Annotated in this window: 30 protein-coding genes and 1 tRNA gene; 25 read left to right on the top strand and 6 right to left on the bottom strand. The window is 63.1% G+C overall.

Annotated elements, in window-relative coordinates; genetic code table 11:
• Positions 1-32: 32 nt before the first annotated feature.
• Positions 33-1,232, top strand: a complete 1,200-nt coding sequence (locus HDC35_RS01520) for an AI-2E family transporter (RefSeq protein WP_184643099.1) — start codon at positions 33-35, stop codon at positions 1,230-1,232.
• Between the two features lie 43 nt (positions 1,233-1,275).
• Positions 1,276-1,352 (top strand) — tRNA-Asp (locus HDC35_RS01515).
• Between the two features lie 79 nt (positions 1,353-1,431).
• Here the strand turns inward: HDC35_RS01515 and HDC35_RS01510 are convergent.
• From HDC35_RS01510 to HDC35_RS01495, 4 genes are all read right to left on the bottom strand, one after another.
• Positions 1,432-1,662, bottom strand: coding sequence for a DUF2842 domain-containing protein (locus tag HDC35_RS01510; protein ID WP_311770700.1), 231 nt, complete (start codon positions 1,660-1,662; stop codon positions 1,432-1,434).
• Positions 1,659-2,252 (bottom strand): 5-formyltetrahydrofolate cyclo-ligase, encoded by a 594-nt coding sequence (locus HDC35_RS01505; RefSeq protein ID WP_184643098.1) that lies wholly within the window; start codon positions 2,250-2,252, stop codon positions 1,659-1,661. Before HDC35_RS01505 ends, HDC35_RS01510 begins: the two co-directional genes overlap by 4 nt.
• Positions 2,253-2,471: 219 nt before the next feature.
• On the bottom strand, positions 2,472-2,918 hold the full coding sequence (locus HDC35_RS01500; protein WP_184643097.1) for a cell division protein ZapA: 447 nt from the start codon (positions 2,916-2,918) through the stop codon (positions 2,472-2,474).
• Positions 2,911-3,117, bottom strand: a complete 207-nt coding sequence (locus tag HDC35_RS01495) for a hypothetical protein (RefSeq protein ID WP_184643096.1) — start codon at positions 3,115-3,117, stop codon at positions 2,911-2,913. The genes HDC35_RS01500 and HDC35_RS01495 overlap by 8 nt, the downstream gene beginning before the upstream one ends.
• A 168-nt stretch (positions 3,118-3,285) precedes the next feature.
• Here HDC35_RS01495 and tkt point away from each other — a divergent pair, with 168 nt between their 5' ends.
• The 5 genes from tkt (at position 3,286) to HDC35_RS01470 (ending at position 9,141) form a co-directional block, all read left to right on the top strand.
• Positions 3,286-5,253, top strand: a complete 1,968-nt coding sequence (tkt, locus tag HDC35_RS01490) for a transketolase (protein ID WP_184643095.1) — start codon at positions 3,286-3,288, stop codon at positions 5,251-5,253.
• 36 nt (positions 5,254-5,289) lie between these two features.
• Positions 5,290-6,297: a type I glyceraldehyde-3-phosphate dehydrogenase gene (gene gap / locus HDC35_RS01485; RefSeq protein WP_184643094.1), complete on the top strand. Its 1,008-nt coding sequence runs from the start codon at positions 5,290-5,292 to the stop codon at positions 6,295-6,297.
• 17 nt (positions 6,298-6,314) lie between these two features.
• A complete protein-coding gene (locus HDC35_RS01480) occupies positions 6,315-7,511 on the top strand; it encodes a phosphoglycerate kinase (protein ID WP_184643093.1) in 1,197 nt (398 codons plus the stop codon).
• A 99-nt stretch (positions 7,512-7,610) separates the two neighbouring features.
• A complete protein-coding gene (locus HDC35_RS01475; RefSeq protein WP_184643909.1) occupies positions 7,611-8,480 on the top strand; it encodes a fructose bisphosphate aldolase in 870 nt (289 codons plus the stop codon).
• A gap of 4 nt (positions 8,481-8,484) precedes the next feature.
• Positions 8,485-9,141, top strand: a complete 657-nt coding sequence (locus tag HDC35_RS01470) for an O-methyltransferase (RefSeq protein ID WP_184643092.1) — start codon at positions 8,485-8,487, stop codon at positions 9,139-9,141.
• Here the strand turns inward: HDC35_RS01470 and HDC35_RS01465 are convergent.
• Positions 9,138-9,536: a hypothetical protein gene (locus HDC35_RS01465; RefSeq protein WP_260397417.1), complete on the bottom strand. Its 399-nt coding sequence runs from the start codon at positions 9,534-9,536 to the stop codon at positions 9,138-9,140. The genes HDC35_RS01470 and HDC35_RS01465 overlap by 4 nt on opposite strands.
• 35 nt (positions 9,537-9,571) lie before the next feature.
• Between HDC35_RS01465 and thiE the strand changes: the two genes are divergently transcribed.
• The 3 genes from thiE to HDC35_RS01450 all read left to right on the top strand — a co-directional run bounded on the left by thiE (position 9,572) and on the right by HDC35_RS01450 (position 12,093).
• The gene (thiE, locus tag HDC35_RS01460; RefSeq protein WP_184643091.1) at positions 9,572-10,210 is read left to right on the top strand and encodes a thiamine phosphate synthase; all 639 of its coding nucleotides are present in this window, start codon (positions 9,572-9,574) and stop codon (positions 10,208-10,210) included.
• 380 nt (positions 10,211-10,590) lie between these two features.
• A complete protein-coding gene (gene efp / locus HDC35_RS01455) occupies positions 10,591-11,154 on the top strand; it encodes an elongation factor P (protein ID WP_184643090.1) in 564 nt (187 codons plus the stop codon).
• Positions 11,155-11,274: 120 nt separating this feature from the next.
• Positions 11,275-12,093, top strand: coding sequence for an inositol monophosphatase family protein (locus HDC35_RS01450; protein WP_260397415.1), 819 nt, complete (start codon positions 11,275-11,277; stop codon positions 12,091-12,093).
• Between the two features lie 100 nt (positions 12,094-12,193).
• Here the strand turns inward: HDC35_RS01450 and HDC35_RS01445 are convergent, their stop codons facing one another.
• Positions 12,194-12,673 carry a YbjN domain-containing protein gene (locus HDC35_RS01445; RefSeq protein ID WP_184643089.1) on the bottom strand — a complete coding sequence of 160 codons (480 nt, stop codon included), beginning with the start codon at positions 12,671-12,673 and terminating at the stop codon, positions 12,194-12,196.
• Positions 12,674-12,898: 225 nt separating this feature from the next.
• On the opposite strand from HDC35_RS01445, the gene HDC35_RS01440 reads away from it, so the two are divergent.
• The 15 genes from HDC35_RS01440 (at position 12,899) to nuoK (ending at position 23,614) form a co-directional block, all read left to right on the top strand.
• Entirely contained in the window at positions 12,899-13,273 is a 375-nt protein-coding gene (locus tag HDC35_RS01440) for an NADH-quinone oxidoreductase subunit A (RefSeq protein ID WP_184643088.1), read from the top strand.
• Positions 13,270-13,824: a NuoB/complex I 20 kDa subunit family protein gene (locus HDC35_RS01435; protein ID WP_409437928.1), complete on the top strand. Its 555-nt coding sequence runs from the start codon at positions 13,270-13,272 to the stop codon at positions 13,822-13,824. The genes HDC35_RS01440 and HDC35_RS01435 overlap by 4 nt, the downstream gene beginning before the upstream one ends.
• The gene (locus HDC35_RS01430) at positions 13,824-14,741 is read left to right on the top strand and encodes an NADH-quinone oxidoreductase subunit C (protein WP_184643087.1); all 918 of its coding nucleotides are present in this window, start codon (positions 13,824-13,826) and stop codon (positions 14,739-14,741) included. The genes HDC35_RS01435 and HDC35_RS01430 overlap by 1 nt, the downstream gene beginning before the upstream one ends.
• A 35-nt stretch (positions 14,742-14,776) precedes the next feature.
• Positions 14,777-15,994, top strand: a complete 1,218-nt coding sequence (locus tag HDC35_RS01425) for an NADH-quinone oxidoreductase subunit D (RefSeq protein WP_184643902.1) — start codon at positions 14,777-14,779, stop codon at positions 15,992-15,994.
• The gene (locus HDC35_RS01420; protein ID WP_184643086.1) at positions 15,991-16,293 is read left to right on the top strand and encodes a hypothetical protein; all 303 of its coding nucleotides are present in this window, start codon (positions 15,991-15,993) and stop codon (positions 16,291-16,293) included. The genes HDC35_RS01425 and HDC35_RS01420 overlap by 4 nt, the downstream gene beginning before the upstream one ends.
• Positions 16,286-16,960, top strand: coding sequence for an NAD(P)H-dependent oxidoreductase subunit E (locus HDC35_RS01415; RefSeq protein ID WP_184643085.1), 675 nt, complete (start codon positions 16,286-16,288; stop codon positions 16,958-16,960). Before HDC35_RS01420 ends, HDC35_RS01415 begins: the two co-directional genes overlap by 8 nt.
• Positions 16,961-17,066: 106 nt before the next feature.
• Complete coding sequence (gene nuoF / locus HDC35_RS01410) at positions 17,067-18,359, top strand: NADH-quinone oxidoreductase subunit NuoF (protein ID WP_184643084.1); 1,293 nt, start codon at positions 17,067-17,069, stop codon at positions 18,357-18,359.
• Positions 18,359-20,371 carry an NADH-quinone oxidoreductase subunit NuoG gene (gene nuoG, locus HDC35_RS01405; protein WP_184643083.1) on the top strand — a complete coding sequence of 671 codons (2,013 nt, stop codon included), beginning with the start codon at positions 18,359-18,361 and terminating at the stop codon, positions 20,369-20,371. Before nuoF ends, nuoG begins: the two co-directional genes overlap by 1 nt.
• Positions 20,368-20,646 carry a hypothetical protein gene (locus tag HDC35_RS01400; RefSeq protein ID WP_184643082.1) on the top strand — a complete coding sequence of 93 codons (279 nt, stop codon included), beginning with the start codon at positions 20,368-20,370 and terminating at the stop codon, positions 20,644-20,646. Before nuoG ends, HDC35_RS01400 begins: the two co-directional genes overlap by 4 nt.
• Complete coding sequence (locus HDC35_RS01395; RefSeq protein WP_184643081.1) at positions 20,643-20,780, top strand: hypothetical protein; 138 nt, start codon at positions 20,643-20,645, stop codon at positions 20,778-20,780. The genes HDC35_RS01400 and HDC35_RS01395 overlap by 4 nt, the downstream gene beginning before the upstream one ends.
• Entirely contained in the window at positions 20,777-21,823 is a 1,047-nt protein-coding gene (gene nuoH, locus HDC35_RS01390) for an NADH-quinone oxidoreductase subunit NuoH (RefSeq protein ID WP_184643080.1), read from the top strand. The genes HDC35_RS01395 and nuoH overlap by 4 nt, the downstream gene beginning before the upstream one ends.
• On the top strand, positions 21,820-22,206 hold the full coding sequence (locus HDC35_RS01385; RefSeq protein ID WP_184643079.1) for a hypothetical protein: 387 nt from the start codon (positions 21,820-21,822) through the stop codon (positions 22,204-22,206). Before nuoH ends, HDC35_RS01385 begins: the two co-directional genes overlap by 4 nt.
• Positions 22,203-22,688: an NADH-quinone oxidoreductase subunit NuoI gene (gene nuoI / locus HDC35_RS01380; protein ID WP_184643078.1), complete on the top strand. Its 486-nt coding sequence runs from the start codon at positions 22,203-22,205 to the stop codon at positions 22,686-22,688. Before HDC35_RS01385 ends, nuoI begins: the two co-directional genes overlap by 4 nt.
• A 12-nt stretch (positions 22,689-22,700) precedes the next feature.
• Complete coding sequence (locus tag HDC35_RS01375; protein WP_039573819.1) at positions 22,701-23,312, top strand: NADH-quinone oxidoreductase subunit J; 612 nt, start codon at positions 22,701-22,703, stop codon at positions 23,310-23,312.
• Positions 23,309-23,614 carry an NADH-quinone oxidoreductase subunit NuoK gene (nuoK, locus tag HDC35_RS01370; RefSeq protein ID WP_058456728.1) on the top strand — a complete coding sequence of 102 codons (306 nt, stop codon included), beginning with the start codon at positions 23,309-23,311 and terminating at the stop codon, positions 23,612-23,614. The genes HDC35_RS01375 and nuoK overlap by 4 nt, the downstream gene beginning before the upstream one ends.

Genomic DNA, 23,614 nt, shown 5'->3' with positions numbered 1-23,614 from the left:
GTAAGACGAGGCGGTTAGCGAGGAGATTTGGGGTGGCCGAGGACAGGGGGAGCAAAGAGCCGCGTTCGCTACGCTCGAACCCGCTGCGTCAGATCGAGATCGATGATTTCCGCCGCGATCGACTGCTCGCGGCCCTCGCGCTCATCCTGGGCGCCGCGTTTTGTCTCGGACTTCCCTTCGCCTTGCAGGCGGGGGCGGAATTCTTCCTGCCGCTGACCGCCGCGATCGTGATCGCCATCGCGCTGGTTCCGCTGCTCGAATGGCTCGAACGCCGTGGCATGCCGTCGGCGCTGGCTGCGTTTTTTGCGCTTGTGGCGTTCCTCGCCATCATCAATGCGGCGCTTGCGATCATCGTCGTGCCCGCGACGGGGTGGTTTGCGCGGGTTCCCGAATCGATACCGCGCATCCAGAGCAACCTGGCGCCGTTGATCGACTTTTATTCGACGCTCCAACGTTTCGTCGACCGCACGCTCACGTCGGTGGCGAGCGGGACCGAAGCAACGGCACAGGCAGTAGCGGCGACCACGCCGACCTCGGTCGTCGACTATTTCATCTCGTCGGCGCCGGCCGCCGCGATCCAGCTCTTCTTTGCCGTGCTCGTGATCTTTTTTTTCCTGTCCAGCTGGACGCGGCTGCGTAAGGGGACGATTCGGCGACGCGGGAGCTTCGACGGGGCAATGCAGACCGCGCGCGTGATCCAGAATGTCGTCGATGCGACGGCCGACTATCTCGCGACGATCACGATGATCAACGCGATATTGGGGCTGACCGTCGGCCTGCTGCTGTGGGCGCTGGGCATGCCATCGCCCTTCATGTGGGGTGGGATTGTCAGCATCTGCAATTTCGTGCCCTATCTGGGGCCGATCGTTGCAGCTGTGCTGTTGGGGCTCGGTGGCCTGATGACCTTCGACGCGGTGGGGCTCGCCCTGCTGCCCGCGCTGATCTTCATCGGCGTGCATCTTGTCGAGGCGAATCTGATAACGCCGCTGGTGTTGGGAAAGCGACTGACGATCAATCCGCTGCTGATTCTCGTATCGCTGAGCTTCTGGGGCTGGGTGTGGGGAACGCCCGGCGCGTTGCTCGCCGTTCCGCTGCTGTTGATCCTGCAGACCGTTCTTGCGTCGACAGGTACGCCGGATCTGGCGGGTTTCCTTTTCGAACATGGCACGCTGACGACCACCGACGAGGTGCGCGATCGATTAAATCGCACACAGGATGAAAGCGACGGTTGACAGGTCGGGACAGGGGCCATATTGGCGCGGCTCCCAAGCGCACGCGGGTGTAGCTCAGTTGGTTAGAGTGCCGGCCTGTCACGCCGGAGGTCGCGGGTTCGAGCCCCGTCACTCGCGCCATTCCTTCGATTTTCGAACGGAATGGCCCCCGCCGCTTGGGACATTTCTCTCCTCTTGAATCGGGATTGCGAGCGGCGCCTCAGGCGCGCCATCGCCCGAGTTCCATCCAGCGCAGCAGCGGCTTCAGCGGCGCGATCCAGACGATTCCGGCGGCAAGATAAAAGATCGCCTGCACCAGCACCGGCCAGGTTCCAACCCATGGCGACAGGCTGACGACGATCGCGGTCCAGCCGGCGATCAGCACGAGGATCAGGAACATTCCCGCAGGTTTGCGCCAGCTCGGCTGCGGATTGGCTGGATCTTGGTTCACAGACGGTCTCCGCAAAGGATGAATTCCTGTTCGGTCAAAATCGCGTCGAGCGCGATGTCGGTCGATTCGCGCGGCGTAGCGTCGATTTCCTGCACCGACCAGCCGATACCGATGCGAAGCGCGTCGGGGTGGGCCGCGAAATAGCGGTCATAATGGCCGCCGCCTTGGCCGATGCGACCGCCGCGACGATCGAATCCCACGAGGGGGCAGAAAATGATATCGGGAATCGCCGCCGAAGCGTCTCCCAACGGTTGCTGCGTCCCCCATGGTCCCTTTTCAAGCGGATCTGCAGGCCGCCAGCGTCGAAAGTCCATCGAGTCGAAACGTGCGATATGATGGGGCAGCGCGAGTCCCCCGGCCGCTGCAAGTTCCTCGAACATCGTAAGGATATCGGGTTCGTCGCCCCAAGCGACATAAGCGCCGACGACGCCATCACCGGCGAGCCGGTCCGAAAGGGGCGCGGGCAGCGCACGAAAGGCTGCAAGCTGCGCCATGCCGCCAAGATTTGCCACGAAATGCCGGCGTCGAAAGCGCAGCCTTTCGCGCAATTTCCGTTTCTCTTGGGCGAGGTCGGCGGACAGGTCGGTCATCGCCTCCTCGGTAACATAATGGGCGGGTTGACGGGACCGCCGTAGTCGTTTGCCGGAAAATCCTCTGACGCCAGTAACGTCAGGTGGGAACCATGTACCTCGAACCAGGGTCCGGGCAGGGACAGCTCCCTTGGATGATGTATCGCCTCAGGGATATTCGCAACGGCTCGTGCAGGGCAGTACCCGCCAATCCCTATGTAGGAGCGTACGCGGCCCGGCTCAAGGGAGTTGCTCGACTTTCGACGCCAGCGTTTCGATGCGGTCGGCGATCTGCAGTAGTGCGCGATCGTGCGCCGGGTTGCTGGAGGACGCGGCGGCCTGAGCATTCCGGCGCGCCATCTCCAACTCCTTCAATGCGGCCTGCTCGCGAGATACCGCGGCTTTCAGTTCGTCGCGTGCCGCCGCTTCGCGGCTTTCGGCCAGCGCAACTGCGGCGCGGAGCGAGTCGGACTGCGGTTCGGCCTTTTCGACCTTGGTGCGCGCCTCCTGGGTTTCGTCGGCCAGCATCAGCGCCGCGAAAAGCAGCTGCCGCACCTCGGTCACGCCCGGCATGGCGCGCGCTTTTTCGTCGACGACCGCGGCGAGCCGGATCAGTTGCGCTTCCTCACCATCGGCGCAATGCACGTCGTAAGGACGCCCGGCGATGGTCAGCTTAACGTCAGCCACGTGTGGCCTCGGCGATCAGAAGGTCGAGTTCGCCAATGACCGCCGCGACCTCCGCTTTGAGGGCCGCTTGATCGGCGGCCGGCGCCGCGACCGCAGTTGCAGGTCGGCTGGCGCGATCGGCGAGTGCCTTTTCGATACGACTCAACGCGCGTTCGATACGACCGATGGCCAGGCTGGATTCGTCGAGATCGAGTTCCATGGCAAAGAGGTAGCAGCGCCGCGAGGGGGGTGCAATCGCCTCTGCGCAGTATAAATACGCCTGAATATGCCCGCTTTCGTGTTACGGGCGGTTGACTCCTGACCCCACCCCCGCGAAGGGCTGTCCCCACCGAATCCGGTCACCTTCACATCCTTTCCCGGGGGACTTATGACACTGCCCGAACGTCAACTCGCCAACGCGATCCGTGCGCTAGCGATGGACGCCGTACAGGCCGCGAACAGCGGTCATCCGGGGATGCCGATGGGCATGGCCGACGTCGCGACAGTCCTATATTCGGATTATCTGAAATTCGACCCGGCGGACCCGAAATGGGCCGATCGCGACCGATTTGTGCTGTCGGCCGGTCATGGGTCGATGCTTGCCTATGCGACGCTGCATCTGGCGGGATATGCGCGGCCGACGATCGATGACATTCGCAGTTTCCGTCAGTTGCACAGCCCCTGTGCGGGTCATCCCGAAAATTTCGAGCTCGAAGGAATCGAGACGACGACCGGACCGCTGGGGCAGGGGCTTGCGACCGCAGTCGGCATGGCGATCGCCGAGCGGCATCTGAACGCGATCTATGGTGACGATCTGGTCGATCATCGCACTTGGGTGATCGCGGGGGACGGATGCCTCATGGAAGGCATCAACCACGAAGCGATCGGGCTCGCCGGCCACCTCGGCCTTGGCCGTTTAACCGTGTTGTGGGACGACAACAATATCACGATCGACGGATCGACCGACCTGTCGACGAGCGAGGATATCGGCGCGCGCTATGCCGCGACCGGCTGGCACGTCGAAAGCTGCGACGGCCATGATCCCGCGGATATCCGCCGCGCGATCGACGCCGCGCTGGCCGACAATCGCCCGTCGCTGATCGCATGCCGGACGATCATCGGCTTCGGCGCGCCGAACAAGCAGGGCACGTCGGCAACGCACGGCGCCCCGCTGGGCGCCGACGAGATCGCGGCGGCGCGCAAGGAACTGGGCTGGACCGCCGAGCCCTTCGTCATTCCCGCCGACATCGCTTCGGCCTGGGCCGCCTTCGGCGAGAAGGGCAAGAAACTTCATGCCGAATGGAATCATCGCCTCGCAACCAGCGAAAAGAAAAGCGATTTCGAAGCGCGCCTGAGCGGCAAGATCGTTCCGGGCGACGCGTTCAAGGCCTATCTCGACGGTCTCGTTGCAGAGCCGCCGAAGGTCGCCACGCGAAAGGCATCCGAAAATACGCTGACCGCGCTCACCGCCGATATCGCATCGCTCGTCGGCGGCAGCGCCGACCTTACCGGTTCGAACAACACCAAAACATCGTCGACCAAGCCACTGACCAAGAACGACTATTCGGGGCGCTATATTTATTATGGCATCCGCGAGTTCGGCATGGCCGCGGCGATGAACGGCATGGCGCTGCATGGCGGCGTGGTGCCCTATGGTGGAACTTTCCTCGTGTTCGCCGATTATTGCCGCGCTGCGATCCGCCTGTCGGCGCTGCAGCAGCAGCGCGTCGTATATGTGATGACGCACGACAGCATCGGGCTCGGCGAAGACGGTCCGACGCACCAGCCGATCGAGCATCTCCAGTCGCTGCGCGCGATGCCGAACCTGCTCGTGATGCGCCCCGCCGATGCGGTCGAGACCGCCGAATGCTGGGCGCTCGCGCTTGCCCAAAAAAGTCGGCCGTCGCTGCTCGCACTGACGCGTCAGAACCTCCCGCCGCTGCGTCATGACGTCACCGAAAATCTTTGCGCGAAAGGTGGCTATCGTCTGCGTGGCGCTTCGGCGGCGCGCAAGGTCGTGCTTGTCGCGACCGGCTCGGAAGTCTCGCTCGCGATCGAAGTGGCCGACAAGCTCGAGGCCGCAGGTCATGGCGCCGACGTCATCTCGATGGTCTCGACCGAACTCTTCGACGAACAGAGCGCCGCCTATCAGGCCGATGTCCTGCCGGAAGACGCGTTGATCGTCTCGATCGAGGCTGGCACGACCTTTGGGTGGGAGCGGTATACCGGCCGCCATGGCCTTCGCTTTGGAATCGACAGCTTCGGCGCTTCGGCACCGATCGAAGACCTATTCATGCATTTCGGCCTTACCGCCGACGCAATCGCACCCCAAATTCTGGCAAAGCTCGGCAATTAAGGACCGGCTTACCCCACGCAGAAAGGACCCCTCGACATGGCAGTGAAAGTCGCAATCAACGGTTTCGGACGCATCGGCCGCAATGTGGCGCGCGCCATATTGGAGCGCACCGACCACGATCTCGACCTGGTGTCGATCAACGATCTGGCGGACGCCAAGGCGAACGCCCGCCTGTTCCAGCGCGATTCGGTCCATGGTCCGTTCAACGGCACCGTCGAAGTCGATGGCAACGACCTGATCATCAACGGCAAGCGCATCCAGGTGACCGCCGAACGCGACCCCGCCAAGCTGCCCCATGCCGCCAATGGCATCGACATCGCGCTGGAATGCACGGGCTTTTTCACCGACCGCAAGGGCGGCCAAGCGCATCTCGACGCCGGCGCCAAGCGCGTCCTGATCTCGGCCCCCGCCAAAGAAGTCGACCTGACCGTCGTTTATGGTGTCAACCACGACAAGATCGGCGCCGAGCACGTAATCGTGTCGAACGCGTCGTGCACCACCAACTGCCTCGCGCCGCTGGCCAAGGTGCTGCACGAGAAGATCGGCATCGAACGCGGCCTGATGACCACGATCCACGCTTACACCAACGACCAGAAGATCCTCGACCAGATCCACTCGGACCCGCGCCGCGCCCGCGCCGCCGCGATGTCGATGATCCCGACCAGCACCGGCGCTGCGGTTGCCGTCGGCCTCGTCCTGCCCGAACTCAAGGGCAAGCTCGACGGCTCGTCGATCCGCGTCCCGACCCCGAACGTCTCGGTCGTCGACCTGACCTTCACGCCGAGCCGCGACACGACCGCAGAAGAGGTCAACAAGCTGCTGAAGGAAGCCGCAGAGGGCGAACTCAAGGGCGTGCTCGGCTTCACCGACGAGCCGCTGGTCTCGATCGATTTCAACCATGATGCGCACAGCTCGACGATCGACAGCCTCGAAACCGCTGTGATCGACGGCAAGCTGGTACGCGTGCTCAGCTGGTACGACAATGAATGGGGCTTCTCGAACCGCATGATCGACACCGCAGGTGTGATCGCCAAGTTCCTCTGAACCAAAGGGAAATGTCGATGACCGCGTTCAAAACCCTCGACGATATCGGCGACGTCACCGGCAAAAAAGTGCTGGTCCGCGTTGACCTCAATGTCCCGATGATCGACGGCGCGGTCGGCGACAAGACGCGGATCGAGGCGGCCATGCCGACGATCCGCGAATTGTCCGACAAGGGCGCGATCGTGCTGCTGCTCGCGCATTTCGGGCGTCCGAAGGGCGCGAAGAACCCGACGCAATCGCTCAGCCTCGTGATGGGCGGGGTAGAGGATGTGCTGGGCCATTCGGTGATGTTCATTTCCGAAGCCGTCGGCGAGGGCGCAAAGGCGGGGATTGCGGTACTTGCGCCGGGCGACGTCGCAGTGCTCGAAAACACGCGTTTCTATCCCGGCGAGGAAAAGAACGACCCGGTGTTCGCCGACGGGCTTGCGGAGATCGGCGACCTGTACGTCAACGACGCTTTTTCGGCGGCGCACCGCGCGCATGGCTCGACCGAGGGCGTCGCGCACCGGCTGCCCGCCTATGCCGGCCGCGCGATGGAAGCCGAACTGAAAGCGCTCGACGCGGCGCTCGGCAATCCCGTGCACCCCGTTGCGGCGGTCGTTGGCGGCGCAAAGGTGTCAAGCAAGATCGACGTACTGCGCAATCTGGTCGCCAGGGTCGATCATCTGATCATCGGCGGCGGCATGGCGAACACCTTCCTTGCCGCGCGCGGGGTCGACGTCGGCAGGTCGCTTTGCGAGCATGACCTGATCGACACCGCGAACGCGATCTTCGACGCCGCCGATGCTGCGGGCTGCACGATCCATCTGCCGTATGACGTCGTGGTGGCGAAAGAATTCGCGCCCAACCCGCCCACGCGCACCGTCAATGTCCATGAAGTCGCGGCCGACGAGATGATCCTCGATATCGGCCCCGCCGCGGTCGAGGCGCTCGCCGACGTCCTCAAGAACTGCCGCACGCTCGTCTGGAACGGCCCGCTCGGCGCGTTCGAGACGCCGCCGTTCGACACGGCGACCGTTGCGCTGGCGAAGACGGCTGCGGCGTTGACGCGCGAAGGCTCGCTGATTTCGGTCGCGGGCGGGGGCGATACGGTCGCCGCGCTCAACCACGCCGGCGTCGGAAGGGACTTCACCTTCGTTTCCACCGCTGGCGGGGCTTTCCTCGAATGGATGGAAGGCAAGCCGCTTCCCGGCGTGGACGCGCTCAAAGCCTAGTTTTTCCCGCGCATTGCATCCCGGTCGCGGGGTCGCTATGCGCACCGCCACATACGTATGCAAATGACCGGAGATCCTATGACCACCGCCAATGCCGTCATGCTCGACCAGATCAAATCGGGGCAGGGTTTCATCGCCGCGCTCGACCAGAGCGGCGGTTCGACGCCCAAGGCATTGAAGGGCTATGGCATCGAAGCGGACGCCTTTTCCAACGATGAAGAGATGTTCGCGCTGATCCACGACATGCGCAGCCGCATCGTCACCGCACCCTGCTTCAACGGCGAAAAGGTGATCGGCGCAATCCTGTTCGAACGCACGATGGACGGCGAAGCGGGCGGCAAGTCGGTCCCCGCGCTGCTCTGGGAGCGCGGCGTGGTGCCGTTCCTGAAGGTCGACAAGGGTCTGGAAGACGAAGCCGACGGCGTCCAGCTGATGAAGGCGAACCCCGGCCTCGACGACCTGTGCGAGCGCGCGGTGGCCAAGGGCGTGTTCGGCACCAAGATGCGCAGCGTCGTCAACCTCGCCAACGAAGCGGGCATCAAGGCGATCGTCGCGCAGCAGTTCGCCGAAGCCGCGCGCATCGCCGCGCACGGCCTGGTGCCGATCATCGAACCCGAAGTGAACATCAAGAGCGCCGAACGCGACGCCGCGGACCGCCTGCTGCTCAAGGAAACGCTCGCGGCGCTCGACGCCTGGACCGGCGCGCCTGTTATGCTGAAACTGTCGCTGCCGACCGAGGCGGGGCTGTTCCAACCGCTGGTCGATCATCCCAAGGTGTTGCGCGTCGTCGCGCTGTCGGGCGGCTTCGCGCGTCCCGAGGCGTGCGTCGAATTGGCAATGAATCCCGGCATCATCGCAAGTTTCAGCCGCGCGCTGCTCGAGGATCTGCGCCATCAGATGAGCGACGACGAGTTCAACCGTTCGCTAGGCGGCGCGATCGACGAAATTCACGCGGCCTCCGTGGCCTGATGTGATGGGAGAGGGGTGGCAAGCCGTCGACGACTATATCGTCGGCAAATTGCTCGGCGCCGACGACACGCTTGCCGCCACCCTCGCAAATAACAGCGCCCAAGGCCTTCCGCCGATCGATGTGTCGCCGACGCAGGGCAAGATGCTGTTCCTGCTTGCGCAGACGGCAGGCGCAAAGCGCATTCTCGAAGTCGGCACGCTCGGCGGATATTCGACGATTTGGCTGGCGCGGGCGCTGCCCGAGGGCGGCCAGTTGGTGACGCTCGAACTCGACCCGCATCATGCCCGTGTGGCACGCGAAAATCTCGAGCGCGCGGGTCTTTCGGATAAGGTCGATATCCGCATCGGTCCAGCCGCAGAAAGCCTTGCGACGATCAAGGGCGAAGCGCCATTCGATTTCGTCTTCATCGACGCCGACAAGCAGAACAACGCGCGTTATGTCGCAGAAGCTATCCGGCTTGGGCGCCCCGGCACGACGATCATCGTCGATAATGTCGTACGCGAAGGCGGGGTGCTCGATTCGAAAAGCCACGATGAACGCATCATCGGCACGCGCGCGTTGTTCGATAGAATCGCCGCTGATCCGCGGCTCGACGCAACCGCAGTGCAAACGGTTGGCACGAAAAAGTGGGACGGTTTCCTACTGGCGCGGGTGCTTTAGAGGCCGCCCGCGAAACGAAACGAAAAGCGGTAATCGGACGGTTTGATCATTACATCGCTGTGTTTCTCCGGCCGCACCGATTCGAGCGTGAATTGCCCATCGGCAAGCTGAACCGGCTCGCCCAGCGTCGCCTCGAACGCGTGCATTTTGCCATTGCCGCGGAACCAGACCATCTTCAGGCGCACGCGCCCCGCCCAGACGCAGCGCGCGTTCATCGGGCAGCGGCTGTCCTCGATCACCTCAACCGGCTGGACCAGCGGGCCGTCGACATAGGCCTTCTGCTCCAACGCGACGTCGCTGCCCTCGGGAAGCGGTGCACTCGCGGTCGTCGCGCAGGCGCAAAGGAGGAGCGCCGTGGGGAGGGCGATGGTGGCGAGACGAGCGATGTTCTGCATTTGCCCGCGTCTGGCGGGATCGCTATGAACGCGCCATGAAAACACCCACCTGCCAGCTTTACCTCATTTCACCGCTCGACGCCGGGGGCGATTTTCCCGCTCGGCTGGAGGAAGCCCTGTCCGCCGGGCCGGTCGCAGCCTTCCAGTTTCGGGTGAAGAATGTCGAACAGCATGAGGCGGCGCGGCTCGCCGAGCCGCTGCAGGCGATTTGCGCCGCACATGAGGTCGCGTTCATCGTCAACGACGATATCGCGCTCGCAAAGCGGCTGGCGGCCGACGGCGTTCATTTGGGGCAGGGCGATGGCGACCCCAAGGACGCGCGCCGCCAGCTCGGACCGGAAGCGCAGATCGGCGTCACCTGCCACGACAGCCGCCACCTGGCGATGGAAGCCGGCGAGGCCGGTGCCGATTATGTCGCCTTCGGGGCTTTTTTCCCGACGACTACCAAGGAAACCCGGCATCGTCCCGAGCCCGAAATCCTGACCTGGTGGCAGGGTCTGTTCGAACTGCCGTGCGTCGCGATCGGCGGGATCACCATCGATAATGCGAAGGTGCTTGTCGACGCGGGTGCAGATTTCCTTGCGGTATCGAGCGGCATCTGGGCGCATCCCGAAGGGCCGGCGGCGGCAGTCCGGGCCTTTACCGCAATCGTTTCCGATCAGCCGGCGGGATAGTCGCGTCCGGGCGCGGGCGGTTCCTTTCGGGATTTGGGCGGCGGCGCGCCGTCCTTGCGCCAGCCAAAAAGGCCGGCGCAAGGGGCGCCGCGCCGCAAGGACTTAGCAGTTCCCCGCCCAAGGGGGAGCTTCAAATCGGAAAGGTCGATGTTCGTCATGGCCGCCGATCTGCCATGGATGTCGCGCCGCATATTGGATCGATGCGTCAAATCGGTTTCGGTTCGTCGCCTTTTGATTTGCTCCGCGGCGAAGGTGGCTGCGTCGCTCCGACACGCCGCTTGCCCTTCGGCGCCGGCGCGGCTAAAGGCGCGCACCTGATACCGGTGCCCGCAAGGGCCGCCGGCCTTGCTCTTTCCATCCTTGAACTGTGAGTGTGCGCGATGAAGATCACCGGCGTTGAAATCCGTCCCGGCAATATTATCGAATATGAAGGCGGCATCTGGAAGGTCACCAAGATTCAGCACACCCAGCCGGGCAAGGGCGGCGCCTATATGCAGGTCGAAGCCAAGAATCTGATCGACGGGCGCAAGCTCAACAACCGGTTCCGCAGCGCCGACACGGTTGAAAAGGTGCGCCTCGACACCAAGGATTTCCAGTTCCTCTATGCCGAGGGCGACGACTTGGTGTTCATGGACAAGGACAGCTTCGAACAGATCAACATCTCGAAGGAAGTCGTCGGCGAAGCGCATGAATTCCTGCAGGACGGCATGGACGTCGTGCTCGAACTCTGGGAAGACCGTCCGATCTCGGTCGAACTCCCCGAAACGATCGAAGCGACGATCGTCGAGGCCGACGCGGTGGTGAAGGGGCAGACCGCCTCGTCGTCGTACAAGCCCGCGATCCTCGACAATGGCGTGCGCGTGATGGTGCCGCCGCACATCACCAGCGGCACCCGCATCGTCGTGCATGTGTATGACCGCGAATATGTCCGCCGCGCAGACTGATTAGTTCCCCTCCCGCTTGCGGGAGGGGCTGGGGGAGAGCCTGTCGAGGGACGGGCCTTTCTCGATAGGAAGCATTCCCTCCCCGACCCCTCCCGCAAGCGGGAGGGGGGAGTAGATATCATGGCCGTATCCGGCATCATCACCGTCATGGAACGCGCCGCGCGCAAGGCCGGTGCAAAGTTGCGCCGCGACTTTGGCGAGATCGAGCATCTGCAGGTCTCGCAGAAGGGGCCGGCCGATTTCGTGTCGAAAGCCGACCAAGCGGCCGAGCGTACCTTGTATGACGAACTTGGCCGTGACCGTCCTGGCTGGGGTTTCGTTCTCGAAGAAGGCGGGATCATCGAGGGCGAGCCGGGCAAACCGCGCTTCATCATCGACCCGCTCGACGGCACCTCGAACTTTCTCCATGCCGTCCCGCATTTCGCGATCTCGATCGCGGTACAGGAACCGAAGCCGGGCGGCGGCTGGGGCGATGTGACGGCAGCGCTGATCTACCAGCCGATCACCGACGAAAGCTATTGGGCCGAGCGCGGTCGCGGTGCCTGGCTGCACGACCGGCGTTTGCGCGTCGCGTCGCGTCGCAACCTCAACGAATGCCTGATCTCGACCGGCATTCCGTACATGGGCCACGGGAACATGGCGCAGTGGAGCCGAATTTTTGGCGCGGTGGCGCCCGAAGTAGCCGGCATTCGCCGCTTCGGCGCCGCCAGCCTCGACCTCGCATGGGTCGCCGCGGGCCGCTACGACGGCTTCTGGGAAAGCGATTTGCAGGTATGGGACGTCGCGGCGGGCATGCTGCTCGTGCGCGAAGCCGGCGGCTTCGTCAGCGATTTCCGGGGCGGGGACCGCGCAATTGAGCGCAGCGAATTCATCGCTGGCAGTGCCGCGGTGCATTCCAAGTTGCAAAAACTGGTCGCGGGCGCGTTGCGTAACGCGTAACGCGTACCACTTGTTGATCGTCACGCCGACTGGTCCGGCATCCATTCCAGCGGCGACGCTATGGACGCCGGATCAAGTCCGGGGCGACGAAAGAGTCAGCTCACTTCTCGAACACATATTCGCGAAAGCTGTCCATCAGTGACGCCCAGGTGTTGAAGGTTTCGCCGACATTCTCGCGCGGAATGCCCGCGAAATCGAGGTCGACGTCCATTTCGAGCACCGGGTCGCCCGCGTCGTCCTTATAAGCGCGCGCGAAGCGCTTTTCCTTGTTCCACTGGTTGAGCCGGTCGAGCGTCACCTCCTTGGCGTCGCTGAACCCCATATAATATTGCAGCGTCTTGCACCTTTCGCTTCCGTCGCAGTTCATGAAGAGCACGAGGAATTTCAGGCCGTTGCGATTGCTTTCGATATAGGGTGCGTCGCCTTCCTTGGCGACGAGCGTCGCGGGCCAGCCCTGCGATTCGACGATCGCCTTGATCGCTTCCGGGTTCGCGGCGTTGACTAGCTCGGCATGCGCCGGAGTCGCGAGGAAAAGCGCCAGCGGCGCGACGGCGACGGCGCGAGCGGTGATTGGTCCCATATAAGCTCCCTTTGTCATCCTGCGCCCATGAAAGGCGTGACCCAGCGACCCGTTTTTGCCTGCGGTATCACAGCGATAGGGCCGCTCGCCAGCGCCCAATATGCTTTTGGTCACACGCGAACCGAAAATCCTGCCCGCAGCGCTTGCGACACGCGTCGCGCTGGCCTAAAGCGCCCCCGATAAACGGGTGCGCGACGCCCCAAAACAACAGAACTGCGAGCTCCCATGGTCGATCTGACGCAATATTTGCCGATTCTGATCTTTCTGGTCATTGCCCTCGGCCTGTCATCCGCCTTCGTGTTCCTTCCGATGGGCGTCGCCCGGCTGACCGGGGCGCACAAGCCCGATCCGGCGAAGCTGACCGAGTATGAATGCGGTTTTCCCGCTTTTGAGGATGCGCGAAGCCAGTTCGACGTGCGTTTCTACCTCGTCGCCATCCTTTTCATCATCTTCGACCTCGAAGCGGCCTTTCTCTTTCCCTGGGCGGTGAGCCTCGAGGAAATCGGCTGGGCCGGCTGGGCGACGATGATGGTATTCCTCGCCGAACTCACGCTCGGCCTTGTGTACGCGTGGAAAAAAGGCGCGTTGGATTGGGAATGAGCACTTCCAGCATCATCATGCCCGGCCAGATGCCGGTCGCCCCCGGGACGAACCCCGATCAGGGTTTCTTCGACGATCTCAACTCGGAGGTCGGCGACAAGGGCTTTCTCGTCACCTCGACCGAGGATTTGTTCAACTGGGCGCGCACGGGTTCGCTGTGGTGGATGACCTTTGGCCTTGCCTGCTGTGCGGTCGAGATGATTCACGTCAACATGCCGCGTTACGATATGGAACGTTTCGGCGCCGCGCCACGCGCGTCCCCGCGCCAGTCTGACGTGATGATCGTCGCGGGCACGCTGTGCAACAAGATGGCGCCCGCGCTGCGCCGCGTGTACGACCAGATGTCGAATCCCAAATATGTGATCTCGATGGGCAGTTGCGCCAATGGCGGCGGCTACTATCATTATAGTTATTCGGTGGTGCGCGGCTGCGATCGCATCGTGCCGGTCGATATCTATGTTCCCGGTTGCCCTCCGACCGCTGAAGCCCTGCTTTACGGCGTGATGCAGTTGCAGCGGAAAATCCGCCGCACCGGGACGATCGAACGCTGATGGCCCATCCCGCTCCCCTCGTCGCGCCGCAGCCCTCGCTTGCGACGGCACTCGAAAAGCTGCTCGGCAGCGACCTGCTCGCGCATGACTTCGCGGCCGACGAAGACAGCATCACCGTGCGCCGCGAAGCCGTTGCCGGGGTGATGGTCGCGCTGCGCGACAGCCTCGAATATCAGCAGCTGATGGAAATCGCCGGGGTGGACTATCCCGACCGCGCCGAACGGTTCGAGGTCGTCTATCACCTGCTTAGCGTGACGAAGAACCATCGTCTGCGCGTGCGGGTATCGACCGACGAGGCGACGCCGGTGCCTAGCATCGTTCCCGTCTGGCCCGTGGCCGGCTGGCTCGAGCGCGAAGTGTTCGACATGTATGGTGTGCTGTTCGCGGGCAATCCCGACCTGCGCCGCATCCTGACCGATTATGGTTTCCAGGGGCATCCGCAGCGCAAGGATTTCCCGCTGACCGGCTATATCGAGTTGCGTTATTCGGAAGAGGACAAGCGCGTCGTTTACGAGCCGGTCAAGCTCGCGCAGGATTTCCGCAATTTCGATTTCCTGTCCCCGTGGGAAGGCGCCGACTATGTGCTGCCGGGCGATGAAAAGGCCGGCGGGACGGGTGAAGGTCCGGGCAAGGGCGCCCCGACGCCGATGACGTCGAAAGAAGTGAAGGCGGCCGACGAAAAGGCCAAGGCACCGCCGCCGCCGACGCCAAAAACGACCGAAAAGCCTGCGGAGACCGGCGCCGGCAACAAGGCGAACAAGGAAGCGGCCAAGCCGAGCGAGGATGGCGCGAAGGCCAAGGCCGACGGCGAATCCAAAACGCCTGCGACCAAGAAGGCAGAAAAGGCGAGCCCCAACGCAAAAGCCCCGGCCAAGCCGCGCGCGCCGCGCAAGCGGAAAACAGGAGGTGACGCATGACCGACGCTCCTCAGGTCAAGCACCACGGCAGCGACATGTTCGAAGGCTATCCGGTGGATACCGCCAATACCGCGGGCGATCAGGTCGTCACCAATTACACGATCAACTTCGGCCCGCAGCACCCCGCGGCGCACGGCGTGCTGCGCATGGTGATGGAGCTTGACGGCGAAATCATCGAGCGCGTCGACCCGCACGTCGGGCTGCTCCACCGCGGCACCGAAAAGCTGATCGAGTACAAGACCTATCTGCAGGCGTTGCCTTATTTCGACCGGCTCGACTATTGCTCGCCGCTCGGAATGGAGCACAGCTATGTGCTGGCTATCGAAAAGCTGCTCGACCTCGAGGTGCCCGAGCGCGCGCAATATCTTCGCGTGCTGTTCGCCGAGCTGACGCGCATCTGCAATCATATGCTCAACATCGGGTCGCACGTCATGGACGTCGGCGCGATGACGCCGAACCTGTGGGTGTTCGAGCTGCGCGAGGATTGCCTGAACTTCTTCGAGCGCGCCTCGGGCGCACGGATGCACAGTGCATACTTCCGTCCCGGCGGTGTCCATCAGGATGTCCCCGAACGGCTGCTCTACGACATTGGCGAATGGGTCGAAAAGCGCCTGCCGAAGCTGTTCGGCGACGCGATGAGCCTCGTTATCGACAACCGCATCTTCAAACAGCGCAACGTCGACATCGCGACGGTGAGCAAGGAAGACGCGCTGGCGTGGGGCTTCTCGGGCCCGATGATCCGCGGCAGCGGCATCGCATGGGATCTGCGCAAGTCGCAGCCCTATGACGCCTATGCCGCGATGGAGTTCGACATTCCTGTGGGGACGCGCGGCGACTGCTACGACCGCTTCATGGTGCGCGTCGAGGAAGTCTATCAGTCCGCGAAGATCATCAAGCAGTGCCTGCGCGACATGCCGACCGGCCCGATCGCCAGCCTCGACCGCAAGGTCGTGCCGCCGAAGCGCGGCGAGATGAAGCAGTCGATGGAATCGCTGATCCATCACTTCAAACTCTACACCGAGGGCTTCCACGTCCCCGCGGGCGAAGTCTATGTGGCGACTGAAAGCCCGAAGGGCGAATTCGGCGTCTATCTGGTCAGCGACGGCACCAACAAGCCGTACCGTTGCAAGATCCGCCCAACGGCGTTCAGCCATCTTCAGGCGATGGACATGATGTCGAAGGGACACATGCTCGCCGATACCACTGCAATCATCGGCGCGATCGACGTCGTGTTCGGGGAGTGTGATCGGTGAGCGATCTCCCCCGCTTCTGGAATCAGGTTCACGCGCAGGACGTGAAATTCGGACGCGCCCCAAAGCAGGCGCCTTCGGCTTTTTGGGAGCGCTATTTGTTCCTCGGCGCTGCCGTGGTGGCTGCAACGGCTATTTGGCAATTGTACGCACTGGGTCAGATGCCGATGAACACTGCCCTTCAAAACTCGGCCGCAATCCTGTTCCTGACCGCCGCAGGCTTTTATCTGCGTAAGCGGAGGCAGCGTTTGCTCAGAGCCGAAAAGACATTCTACGCGGGAAAGATTACAGCGAATGGCTGATGCACCCCAAATTCCTGACGAAGCCGAAACCCGCGCCCGCTGGGGCAATTTTGCGTGGACGGCGGAGAATGCCGAGAAGGCGAAGGCCGTGATCGCACGCTATCCCGCGGGACGCCAGCGTTCGGCGGTAATGCCGTTGCTCGACCTCGCGCAGCGCCAGGTCGGCGCCGAGACGCAGACGCAGGGCTGGCTGCCCGTGCCGGTTATCGAGTTCGTCGCGGCGCAGCTCGATATGCCGTTCATGCGCGCCTATGAGGTCGCGACCTTCTACACGATGTACAATCTCGTGCCCGTCGGCCGTTATCATGTGCAGGTGTGCGGCACGACGCCGTGCCTGCTGCGCGGGTCGGACGATGTCATGGCCGCGTGCAAGAACCGCGGCATGACCAAGGGCAAGACGACGCCCGACGGCCTGTTCACGCTGACCGAGGTCGAATGCATGGGCACCTGCACCAACGCGCCGATGGTCCAGATCAACGACGATAATTACGAAGATCTCGACTACGATAGCATGACGCGCATCCTTGACGCGCTCGCCGCCGGTGATGCGCCGAAGGCGGGGACGCAGATTGCCGGGCGTCATACGAGCGAGCCCGAGGGCGGCCCGACGACGTTAAAGGAAATGGTGAAGGCCAACCACGACTATCGGAAGGAGTGGGAGGCATGATCCATGTTCCAACTCTTCGTCATGCCGGACTTGATCCGGCATCCATGACCACGTGCGTTGCTTGGACCCCGGATCAAGTCCGGGGTGACGAGTTGGGAGAGGTCGCATGAGCCTCGCCGACAAGGATCGCATCTTCACCAATCTCTATGGCTTTCAGCCGTGGAACCTGAAAAGCGCGCAGGCGCGCGGCGATTGGGACAATACCAAGGATCTGATGAGCCGCGGCCAGGACGCGATCATCGAGGAGATCAAGGCGTCGGGGCTGCGCGGCCGTGGCGGCGCGGGCTTCCCGACCGGCCTCAAATGGTCGTTCATGCCGAAGGAGCCGCGCGCCGACCGCCCGAGCTTCCTCGTCATCAACGCCGACGAATCCGAACCCGGTTCGTGCAAGGACCGCGAAATCATCCGCCACGATCCGCACAAGCTGATCGAAGGCGCACTGATCGCGGGCTTCGCGATGCGCGCACGCGCTGCCTATATCTATATCCGCGGCGAGTTCATCCGCGAGGCCGAGACGTTGTTCGCGGCGGTGCAAGAGGCGTATGACGCCGGGCTGCTCGGCAAGAATGCGGCGAAGTCGGGTTATGATTTCGACGTCTTCGTCCACCGCGGCGCGGGCGCCTATATCTGCGGCGAAGAAACCGCGATGATCGAAAGCCTCGAGGGCAAGAAGGGCCAGCCGCGCCTGAAACCGCCGTTCCCGGCGGGGGCGGGCCTCTATGGCTGCCCGACGACGGTGAACAATGTCGAGAGCATCGCGGTCGTCCCGACGATCCTGCGCCGCGGCGCGCCGTGGTTCGCGAGCTTTGGGCGCGAGAATAACAAGGGCACCAAGCTCTTCCAGATCAGCGGCCATGTGAACAAGCCCTGCGTCGTCGAGGAAGAGATGGGCATCACCTTCCGCGAGCTGATCGACACGCATTGCGGCGGGATTCGCGGCGGCTGGGATAATCTGCTCGCGGTGATCCCCGGCGGATCGTCGGTGCCGCTGGTGCCCGCAGCCGAGATCATGGACGCGCCGATGGACTTCGACGGGCTGAAGGCCGTCGGGTCGGGGCTGGGCACCGCCGCCGCGATCGTGATGGACAAGTCGACCGACGTCGTCCAGGCGATCAGCCGCATCAGCTATTTCTACAAGCATGAAAGCTGCGGCCAGTGCACGCCGTGCCGCGAAGGCACCGGCTGGATGTGGCGCGTGATGGAACGGCTGCGCACCGGCGACGCCGACATCAGCGAGATCGACACTTTGTTCGACGTGACCAAACAGGTCGAAGGCCACACCATCTGCGCGCTCGGCGATGCCGCGGCATGGCCGATCCAGGGCCTGATCAAGCATTTCCGCCCCGAAATCGAACGCCGCATCCGCGAGAATGGCGGCGCGCTGGAGGCAGCCGAATAATGCCTAAAGTAACCGTAGATGGCGTAGAACTCGATGTTCCGCAGGGCGCGACCGTCCTGCAGGCGTGCGAGATGGCGGGGAAGGAAATTCCGCGCTTCTGTTACCATGAGCGCCTGTCGATCGCCGGCAATTGCCGCATGTGCCTTGTCGAGGTCGCACCGGGCCCGCCGAAACCGCAAGCGTCGTGCGCGCTGCCGACCGCCGAGGGGCAGGTGATCCGCACCGACAGCCCGATGGTCAAAAAGGCGCGCGAAGGGGTGATGGAGTTTCTGCTCATCAACCACCCGCTCGACTGCCCGATCTGCGATCAGGGCGGCGAGTGCGACCTGCAGGACCAGTCGGTCGCCTATGGCCGCGGCGCGACGCGCTATGACGAGAACAAGCGCGCCGTCACCGAAAAATATATGGGACCGATCGTCAAGACGGTGATGACCCGCTGTATCCAGTGCACGCGCTGCGTCCGCTTCGCGGAGGAAGTCGCGGGCGTCGAGGATATCGGCGCGATCTATCGCGGCGAGAATATGCAGATTACGTCGTATCTGGAGCATGCCATCCAGAGCGAGCTTTCGGGCAATGTCGTCGACCTCTGCCCCGTTGGCGCGCTGACGTCGAAGCCCTATGCGTTTGAAGCGCGTCCGTGGGAGCTGACCAAGACGCTGGGCATCGACATGATGGATGCGGTCGGCACCAATGTCCGCATCGACAGCCGCGGGCGGCAGGTGCTGCGCGTGCTGCCGCGCGTCAACGATGATGTGAATGAGGAATGGGCGAGCGACAAGACGCGCCACCATGTCGACGGCCTGGTCCGCCGCCGCCTCGACCGGCCCTATGTGCGCAAGAGCGGCCAGATGGTCGAAGCGACATGGGCCGAGGCGTTCGAGGCGATCAAGGCGGTGAACGCCGGATCGTCGGTCGCGGCGATCGCGGGCGATCTGGTCGATTGCGAGACGATGTTCGCGGCGAAATCGCTCGTCAACGCGCTCGGTGGCACCCTGCTTGAGGGGCGCCAGACGGGGCTCGATTATGACGTCACCAGCCTGTCGGCGGTCAATTTCAACACGACGATTGCCGAGGCGGAAAATGCCGACGTGATCCTGCTCGTCGGTACGAACCTGCGGTGGGAAGCGCCGCTGATCAATACGCGCGTCCGCAAGGCGGTGTGGAAGAAGGGCGCGAAGGTCTTTGCGATCGGCCCTGAAACCGATCTTACCTACAGGACCGAATGGCTGGGCGACGACGCCTCGCTCGTCGCGAAGTTGCCGCAGCATGTGACCGACGCGCTGAAGGGCGCCGAGCGGCCGATGCTGGTCTTCGGCGGCGGCGCCTTGTCGGTTCCCGGCGTCCATGGCGCGGGCCTCGCGCTCGCCAAGGCCGTGAATGCGGTCCGGGACGGCTGGAACGGCTACAATGTCGTGCATTTCTCGGCCGCGCGCATGGGATCGCTGATGCTCGGCTATGGCCTGCCGCGCGGGATCAAGGATGTGATCGCAGCGAAGCCGAAGCTCGCCTTCTTCCTCGGCGCCGACGAAGTCGATTTCGCGGCGCTGCCCGATACGTTCAAAGTCTATGTCGGCCACCACGGCGACAAGGGCGCGCATGCCGCCGACGTCATCCTGCCGGCGGCCGCGTGGACCGAAAAGGACTTCACGACGGTCAATACCGAAGGCCGCGTCCAGCGCAGCGAAAAGGCGGTGTTTGCGCCCGGCGACGCGCGCGAGGACTGGAGCATTTTCCGCGCCCTCGCCGATGCGCTCGGCGTGTCGGTCGGCTTCGATAGCTTCGACGAATGCCGCGCGGCGATGATCGCGGCGGTGCCGGCGCTCGGTGTCGAGGGGATTGCCGACTATGGCTGGACGGTGCCGAAGCTGCCCGCGAAGCCCGAGGCGCGCGCAATTCCGTCGCCGATCAAGGATTTCTACCTCACCAACGCCATCTGCCGCGCGTCGCCGACGATGCAGCGCTGCTCGGAAGAGCTGATCCATGGCGTCGATTTTGCGGAGGCCGCGGAATGAGCCTCTACGTAAAATCCATGCAAAATGGGTCGCTGATCCTGTTTTGGGTAGCGATTATCGTTGCCGTGATGACCTTCGCTGGCGTGCTTGGCAGCCAGTGGGACATGGTGTCCAGCGGCGTTGCTTCGCCCTATGAATCACATAGTCCGAGCGCAATTTTGATGGTGCTTACGGCGCTGGCGTCGGGTCTTTCGTCGGCTGCTTGGCCCTTCTTCGGTGCGGCGCTTTTGTGGCTTCTCGACGCTCGACTGCCAATTAGAGGAGCAGGGGAATGACCCCGGTGCATGCGATTGCCAGCGTGTTGCTGGTCGGGATGGGCTATTCGGTGTGGCGCGGGTTCAATCCGCGCAAGTCCGAAAAGCCCGGCCCGCATAATGGCTGGCGCAACGAGGACGGGGCGCGGAAATGACCGAGACCTTTATCTCGTGGGGCATGGACCCGAACTGGGCGTGGGGTGTCGCGACGATTGCAGGCATCCTGCTCATCGCGCTGCCGCTGATGCTCGCGGTCGCGATGATCATCTATGCCGACCGCAAGATCTGGGCGGCGATCGCACTGCGCCGCGGCCCGAACGTCGTCGGCCCCTTTGGCCTGCTGCAGTCGTTCGCCGACGGTCTGAAGGTGTTCCTGCAGGAAACGATCATCCCGTCGGGCGCCAACAGGGGCCTGTTTCTGATCGCGCCGATCATCACCTTCACCGTCGCGCTGCTCGCCTGGGCGGTGATCCCGTTCAATTCGGGCGCGGTGCTCGCCGACATCAATGTCGGATTGCTCTACATTCTCGCGATCTCGTCGCTTGGCGTCTATGGCGTGATCCTGTCGGGCTGGGCGTCGAACTCGAAATATCCCTTCTTTTCGGCGATGCGCGCCTCAGCACAGATGATCAGCTATGAAGTGTCGATCGGGTTCATCCTGATCGGCGTCGTGCTCTTCGCCGACAGCTTCAACATGAACGAGATCGTGAAAGCGCAGCAGGGCCATGGCCTCGGCTTCGTCAACGCCTTTGGATTCAACCTGCTGCTTTTCCCGCTCGCGGTGATGTTCCTGATCTCGTCGCTCGCCGAAACCGCGCGCGCGCCGTTCGACTTGACCGAAGCGGAATCGGAGCTCGTCGCGGGCTATCAGACCGAATATTCGTCGATGAGCTTCGCGCTGTTCTGGCTCGGCGAATATGCCAATGTGCTGCTGATGGCGACGCTGAATGCGGTGCTGTTCTGGGGCGGCTGGCTGCCGCCGATCGACTGGGCGCCGCTTTATGCCGTTCCCGGCATCATCTGGCTGTTCGCGAAGATCCTGTTCTTCTTCTTCGTCTTCAGCTGGGTCAAGGCGACCGTCCCGCGCTACCGCTATGACCAACTGATGCGGCTGGGTTGGAAGGTGTTCCTGCCGATCTCGCTGATCTGGATCTTCCTGATTTCCGGCTGGCTGATGCTGACGAGGTATGGGGCATGAGCCTGTCGATTGCCGCTGCCATCTTATCGTGTGGGCTTACAGCTGCGCCTGATGGCACTCCAGTACCGCAGGACTCTGTGGCTATGATCAACGTGCCAATCCCCAACGAGTTGACAACGAGTTTGGCAACACGAGTTACGTCTCGACCGACGATGTTATTTGTCGGCGAACCAAATGCGGAGCCTGAATGGGTCGTGGGGCTGAAGAAGGAATCCGAAAGTAGATTCATGATCGCTCGTCTGTCCGATGATTTGCTCGCGTACGGAATTCGTATCGGTTGGGTCGATGTCCAGGATGATGGGTTGAACACCTTCACTGAAACCTCGAAGGGCACTTGCCAATTGAAGGAATCCGAAAGGACTCCGCAGGAGAGCGTGCAATGACCATCGCCCATCTCGTCAAAAGCTTCACCTTGTGGGAATTTGTGAAGGCGCACGCCCTCACGCTCAAATATTTCTTCAAGCCCAAGGCGACGATCAACTATCCGTTCGAGAAGAACCCGCTGTCGCCGCGCTTCCGTGGCGAGCATGCGCTGCGTCGCTATCCGAACGGCGAGGAACGCTGCATCGCGTGTAAGCTGTGCGAAGCGGTGTGCCCGGCGCAGGCGATCACGATCGAGGCCGAGCCGCGCGACGACGGCAGCCGCCGCACGACGCGCTACGACATCGACATGACCAAATGCATCTATTGCGGTTTCTGTCAGGAAGCCTGCCCGGTCGATGCGGTGGTCGAGGGGCCGAACTTCGAGTTTGCGACCGAAACGCGCGAAGAACTGCTCTATGACAAGGCCAAGCTGCTCGCCAATGGCGACAAATGGGAACGCGCGATCGCGGCGAATCTTGCCGCCGACGCGCCCTATCGATAAGGGCGCGCGCACATGATCCAGCTCTTTGCCTTTTACCTGTTCGCGACGATCGTCATCGCCTCCGCGGCCATGGTGATTTTCGCGCGCAATCCGGTCCACAGCGTCATGTGGCTGATCCTCGCCTTCTTCAACGCGGCGGGGCTGATGCTGCTCGCGGGCGCCGAGTTCATCGCGATGCTGCTCGTCATCGTCTATGTCGGCGCGGTCGCGGTGCTGTTTCTGTTCGTCGTGATGATGCTCGACATCGATTTCGCCGAATTGCGCGCGGGTTTCGTGCGTTACCTGCCGCTGGGCGCGCTCGTTGCGATCATCCTTGCCGCCGAACTGGTGTTCGCGGTTGGCGCATGGAGCGCGGGCGGAGTCGACCTCGCCGCGCGCGCCGCGCCGGTGGTCAGCGACAAGAGCAATATCCAGCAGATCGGCGAGCTGCTTTACACGCGCTATATCTTTCTGTTCGAGGCGGCAGGTATCGTCCTGCTCGTCGCGATGATCGGCGCGATCGTGCTGACGCATCGCCAGCGCGGCGGCGTGCGCACCCAGAATATCTCGAAGCAGAACCAGCGCCGTCCGCAGGACGCGACGCGTCTTGTCGATCCGGGCGTCGGGCAGGGGATGGAATTGTGATTTCGGTCGGCCACTATCTCGCCGTTTCGGCGGTGCTGTTCACGCTCGGCGTGCTTGGCATCTTTATCAACCGCAAGAATATCATCGTCATCCTGATGGCGATCGAGCTGATCCTGCTGGCAGTAAACATCAACCTCGTCGCGTTCAGCGCGGCGCTGAACGATCTTGTTGGGCAGGTCTTCTCGATGTTCGTGCTGACCGTCGCCGCGGGTGAAGCCGCGATCGGTCTTGCCATTCTCGTCATTTACTTCCGCGGCCGCGGCACCATTGCCGTCGACGATGCCAACCGGATGAAGGGGTAA

Origin of the sequence: Sphingopyxis sp. JAI128, from assembly GCF_014207235.1 — a bacterium.
GTDB lineage: Bacteria > Pseudomonadota > Alphaproteobacteria > Sphingomonadales > Sphingomonadaceae > Sphingopyxis.
The sequence above is the reverse complement of the archived record's forward strand: the minus strand, read 5'-3'. Positions and strand labels throughout refer to the sequence as shown.